This window comes from Isoptericola sp. NPDC057191, assembly GCF_042670225.1.
Taxonomy (GTDB): Bacteria; Actinomycetota; Actinomycetes; order Actinomycetales; family Cellulomonadaceae; genus Isoptericola.
Genome location: NZ_JBHUWC010000228.1, coordinates 1 through 5,519, shown reverse-complemented (window position 1 = coordinate 5,519; position 5,519 = coordinate 1). Strand labels below are relative to the sequence as shown.

At 74.9% G+C, this 5,519-nt stretch carries 5 protein-coding genes; all 5 read right to left on the bottom strand.

What is annotated here, in order from left to right; translation table 11 throughout:
* Positions 1–44 precede the first annotated feature (44 nt).
* The gene (locus ACFT55_RS18760) at positions 45–284 is read right to left on the bottom strand and encodes an RNA-binding protein (protein ID WP_380245361.1); all 240 of its coding nucleotides are present in this window, start codon (positions 282–284) and stop codon (positions 45–47) included.
* Positions 284–700: a 30S ribosomal protein S16 gene (rpsP, locus tag ACFT55_RS18755; protein WP_380245360.1), complete on the bottom strand. Its 417-nt coding sequence runs from the start codon at positions 698–700 to the stop codon at positions 284–286. The genes ACFT55_RS18760 and rpsP overlap by 1 nt, the downstream gene beginning before the upstream one ends.
* A gap of 202 nt (positions 701–902) precedes the next feature.
* Positions 903–2,015, bottom strand: coding sequence for an amidohydrolase family protein (locus ACFT55_RS18750; protein ID WP_380245359.1), 1,113 nt, complete (start codon positions 2,013–2,015; stop codon positions 903–905).
* Between the two features lie 52 nt (positions 2,016–2,067).
* Positions 2,068–3,693, bottom strand: coding sequence for a signal recognition particle protein (gene ffh, locus ACFT55_RS18745; RefSeq protein ID WP_380245362.1), 1,626 nt, complete (start codon positions 3,691–3,693; stop codon positions 2,068–2,070).
* A gap of 54 nt (positions 3,694–3,747) precedes the next feature.
* A partial coding sequence (locus ACFT55_RS18740; RefSeq protein ID WP_380245358.1) for an HD domain-containing protein occupies positions 3,748–5,519 on the bottom strand: 1,772 nt, incomplete at its 5' end.

Below are 5,519 nucleotides of genomic sequence, written 5' to 3'. Positions count from 1 at the left end.
GGGCCGGGCCTCGTCGAAGCTGCGGCAGCGGGGTGCGGCGGGCGTCAGCGCCGGTCGACGTCCACGACGTCGACCCGCACGGGGCCGTCCGTCGCGAGCGCGCCGACCACGGTGCGCAGAGCCTTCGCCGTCCGTCCGCCCCGGCCGATCACACGGCCGAGGTCGTCAGGGTGCACCCGCACCTCGAGCAGGTCGCCCCGGCGCTGCGTCCGCGCGGCCACCCGGACGTCGTCCGGGTTGTCCACGATGCCGCGCACCAGGTGCTCGAGGGCCTCGGCGAGCATCAGGCCTCGGCCTCGGCCTCGGCGGACTCCGCCGGCTCCGCGGTCTTCTTCTGGGCGGCCGTGGCCTTGACCTTCTCGGCCTCGGCGGCGACGGCCTCGATCGCGGCGGCGCTGTCGGCCTTCGCGGTCTTGGTCCGCAGGGTGCCCTCGGCACCCGGCAGGCCCTTGAACTTCTGCCAGTCACCGGTGATCTTGAGGAGCGCGGCGACCTGCTCGGTCGGCTGCGCGCCGACGCCGAGCCAGTACTGCGCGCGCTCGGACTTGATCTCGATGAACGACGGCTCCTCGGTCGGGTGGTACTTCCCGATCTCCTCGATCACGCGACCGTCGCGCTTCGAGCGCGAGTCGGCCACGACGATGCGGTAGTACGGGGCCCGGATCTTGCCGAGGCGCTTCAGACGAATCTTGACGGCCACTGTGGTGGTGTCTCCTGGTTCTGGTGGGGCGACCCTGCGCTCCGCCGGGTGGGGTCCTGGCGGCGCATGAGGTCAGGACGCGACCTGCGCAGGAGAGAGGGGCCTGGGCACGCCGAGTACACGGTCATTGTGCCAGACCGGGGCGTGCGCCTCCAACCTCGTGTGACGGACGTCGCGGCGACCGCCGGTCGAGGCCGCGCGGTCAGCCCCGGACGACCTGCCCGCGCAGGACGACGGCGGTCGGGTACCGCAGCACCTCGATGTCCTCGCGCGGGTCGGCGGGGTACACCACGAGGTCCGCGCTGGAGCCCTCCACGAGCGCACCGAAACCGAGCACCTCCCGTGCCCGCCAGGTGGCCATCGCAACCACGTCGGCCGCGGGGATGCCCGCTGCCACCAGCTCGGCGCACTCGTCCACGATGCGCCCGTGCCCCAGCGTGCCGCCTGCGTCCGTGCCGACGAGCAGCGGGACGCCCGCCTCGTGGAGCGTCCGGACGTGCTCGTAGCGGCGCGCGTGCATGCGGCGCATGCGCGCGGCGTAGACGGGGAACTTGTCCTCGGCCTGCCGGGCGATCTCCTCGAACCGTCCCACCTGCAGCAGCGTCGGCGTCACGGGGATGCCGCGCGCGGCGACCTCGTCCACGGACGCGCCGACCACCCCGGTGCCGTGCTCGATGCCGTCGACGCCGGCGGCGAGGAGGTCGCCGACCACCTCCTCGGAGAACGCGTGCACCGTGACGCGCGCGGCCTCCGCGTGGGCGGCGGCGACGGCCTCGACGAGGACGTCGCGCGGCCACAGCGGCCGCAGGTCACCTTCGCGTCCGAGGTCCCGGTCGATCCAGTCGCCGACGAGCTTGACCCACCCGTCCGCGCCGCGCGCCTCCGCACGGACGACGGCGGGCAGGTCCGCGACGTCGTCGAGCTCCAGCCCGAAACCCCGCAGGTAGCGCTTCGGGCGCGCGAGGTGGCGGCCGGCGCGCACCAGGCGCGGCAGGTCGGGGCGGTCCTGCACCCAGGACGTGTCCACCGGCGACCCGGCGTCGCGGACCAGGAGGACGCCCGCGTCCCGGTCGACGAGCGCCTGCGCGACCGTGGTCTCGGCGTCGACGGCGCCCCCGGGGCCCAGCCCCAGGTGGCAGTGCACGTCGACCAGCCCGGGCAGCACCCAGCCCTCGAGCTCACGCGTGGCGCTCCCCTGCGGGGAGGGACGGGTCAGGCTGACGCGCCCGTCACGCACCCACATCTCGCCGACGTCGCGGTCCTGCCCGAGCAGGACGTGGCCGGTGACGTGCAGCGGGACGTGCGGGGCGGACATGGTCGAAGGCTACAGAGTCGGGGGGTCGCCGACGTGCGCCGTGCCGTGAGCCTCAGCGGCCGCCGAGCAGCTTGTCGAAGCCGTCCGGGAGCTGGAGCTTCGACAGGTCCTGCTCCGCGGGCTCGGCGCCGCCCACCCCGAACGCGGAACCGGGGGCCGCGGGCTTGTCCGCCGGACCACCGAGGGCGCGCTGCATGGCCTCGCGCTCCTGCTGCGCCCGCTTCGCGGGGTTGCCCGACTTGCCCTTGACCTTGCGCTGCGGCGCCTGCTTGCCGCGGGCCTTCTTGCCGCCGCCCGGCATGCCCGGCATCCCCGGCATCCCACCGGGCATGCCCGGCATCCCACCGCCCTTGCTCATCTGGCGCATCATCTTCTGCGCCTGCGTGAAGCGCTCGAGCAGCTGGTTGACGGCCGTGGTGGTCTGCCCGGAACCGCGGGCGATGCGGGCGCGGCGGGAGCCGTTGATGAGCTTGGGGTTCTCGCGCTCGGCCGGCGTCATCGACTGGATGAGCGCCTGGACGCGGTCGACCTCACGCTCGTCGAAGTTCTCGAGCTGGTCGCGCATCTGCGCCATGCCCGGCAGCATGCCGAGCATCTTCTTCATCGAGCCCAGCTTCTTCATCTGCTGCATCTGCACCAGGAAGTCGGACAGGGTGAAGTCCTCGCCGGCGCTGACCTTGGCGGCCATCTTCTCGGCCTGCTCGGCGTCGAACGCCTTCTCGGCCTGCTCGATGAGGGTGAGGACGTCACCCATGTCGAGGATGCGCGACGCCATGCGGTCGGGGTGGAAGACCTCGAAGTCGGTCAGCTTCTCGCCCGTGGAGGCGAACATGATCGGCCGGCCCGTGATCGTCGCCACGGACAGCGCCGCGCCACCGCGGGCGTCGCCGTCCAGCTTGGACAGCACGACGCCGGTGAAGTCGACGCCTTCCTCGAACGCCTTCGCCGTCGCGACGGCGTCCTGGCCGATCATCGCGTCGATGACGAACAGGACCTCGTCGGGCTGCACGGCGTCGCGGATGTCCGCGGCCTGGCGCATGAGGACCTGGTCGACGCCGAGGCGACCCGCGGTGTCGACGATGACGACGTCGTGCTGCTTCGCCCGCGCCTCCGCGACGCCGTCGCGGGCCACGCCCACGGGGTCGCCGATGATCGTGTCCGTCTCCGCGTCGGTCCCGCTGGTGTTCCCCGGGTGCGGGGCGAAGACGCGCACGCCCGCGCGCTCGGCCACGACGGACAGCTGCGTGACCGCGTTGGGGCGCTGCAGGTCGGCCGCGACCAGCAGCGGGGTGTGGCCCTGCTCCTTGAGGGCCAGCGCCAGCTTGCCGGCGAGCGTCGTCTTGCCGGCGCCCTGCAGACCCGCGAGCATGATGACCGTCGGCGGCGTCTTCGCGAGCTGCAGCGCGCGGGTCTGGCCGCCGAGGATCCCGACGAGCTCGTCGTTGACGATCTTCACGACCTGCTGCGCGGGGTTGAGCGCCCCGGACACCTCGGCCGACAGGGCGCGCTCGCGCACCGCGGCGGTGAACTCGCGCACCACGGGCACGGCGACGTCGGCGTCGAGGAGGGCCCGGCGGATCTCGCGCACGGTCGCGTCGATGTCCGCCTCGGAGAGCCGCCCCCGACCGCGCAGGTTCTTGAACGTCGCAGTGAGCCGGTCCGACAGGGAGTTGAACACCAGGCTGGTCCTCACAGAGATTCGGTCGTTGCAGCCACCTACCCTACCGGTCGGCTACGGGTCGACCGCGAGCGCCCGCCGCGCCCGCCCGGTGAGGTCGTCCACCAGGCTCGCACGCCACGACGTCCAGCCCGCCGGCCCGAGGGACGACGCATCGGCCTCCGTCAGGGCGCGCACGGTCTCGAGCAGGTCCGCGCGGTGCTCGAGCGCGTCCAGCAGCTCCGCCACCGTGGCCGGGTCCTCGAGGTCGGCCGTCGTCGCGAGCCGCGCCAGCGTGAGGTGGTGGCGCACGACGACGCCGACGTCGTGCGCCGTCGCGTCGTCGAAGCCGCAGCGCCGCACGACGCCCGGCGCGATCTGTGCCCCCTCGACGGCATGGTCCGTGCTGTGCGCGCCGCGCCGCTTGCCGATGTCGTGCAGGAGGGCGGCGAGCAGCAACGGCTCGGACGGTGCCGGGGCGACGCCGGCGTCGGCGGCGACCTGGCGCCGTACCCGCGCGGCCCGCGCGACCGTCTCGACGAGGTGCCGGTCCACCGTGTGCCGGTGGATCGCCGCACGCTGGGGGCGGTTGCGCACGCCGGCCCACTCGGGGATCCACGTCGTGACGACCCCCGCGAGGTCGAGCGCCTCCCAGACGGGCACCTGCGCGGGGCCCGCGCCGAGCAGGGTGAGCAGGGCGGTGCGCGCGGCGGGCGGCCACGGGACGGGCGGCGGAGGGCTCTGGGCGAGGGAGTGCACGGTGACGGGCGAGAGCACCAGCCCCGTCCGGGCCGCGGTGGCGGCTGCGCGCAGCGGGAGCAGCGGGTCCTCGGCGGGCCTGGCCCCCGCCGCGAGCACCAGCTCCCCGTCGTGCTCGACGAGCCCGTCCCCGGCGGAGCGCAGCCGCGGGGCGGACCGCCGGCCGCGCACCACGACCGGCCGGCGCACGGCGGGGCGCTGGAGCGCCTGGCGTGCCCGCCGCACGGTGGAGTCCAGGGCGTACGAGATCTCGCGGCCCGCCTCGGCGAGCCCGGCCAGCAGCTCGTCCGGGTCGTCCTTGCCGCACCGCGCGGCGACCTCGTCGAGGTCCGCGAGCAGCAGCCGGGTCGAACGGCGTCGCGTCACGACGTGCACCGCGTCGCGCACGTCCAGCAGGTGCGTGTAGGCCCGGTCGACCCGGCCGTGCGGCCGGTCGGTGAGCCAGGTCGCGGCGAGCGCGGACAGCAGCACGGCGTCACGGATGCCGCCACGGGACTCCTTGAGGTCCGGCTCGATGAGGTAGGCGAGCTCGCCGGCCCGCTCGGCGCGCTCCCGGGCGCTGTGCAGCAGCTCGGGCAGCCTGCGGCGGGAGGCGGAGCGCCAGTCGGTGAGGATCGCCGACGCCGCCCGGTGCACCACCACGGCGTCGCCCGCGAGGGGCCGCACGTCCAGCCAGCCGACGGCGGCGGGAAGGTCGGTGGAGGCCAGCCGGCGGGTCTGGCTCAGGGAGCGCACGGCGTGGTCGACGTCGACCCCCGAGTCCCACAGCGGGTACCACAGGGCGTCAGCCACGCGCGCGAGCTCGTCGGGCTTGTGGGTGCGCCCGTCGTGCACGAGGACGAGGTCGAGGTCGGACAGGGGGCCCGGCTCGCCGCGCCCCAGGCTGCCGACGGCGGCGAGCGCGAGGCCTGCCGGGTCGACGTCGGCGGTGGCGGCCTCGTACAGGGGCGTGAGGCGGTCGGTGACCAGCTGGTGCAGGGCGGTGCGGCGCGCGACGCCCGACCGGCCCGGGCCGGTCAGCCCGTCGGCCAGCGTGAGCAGGTCGGTGCGCAACGCCCCGACCGGGCCCCGCGCCCCCGTGGTGGGGG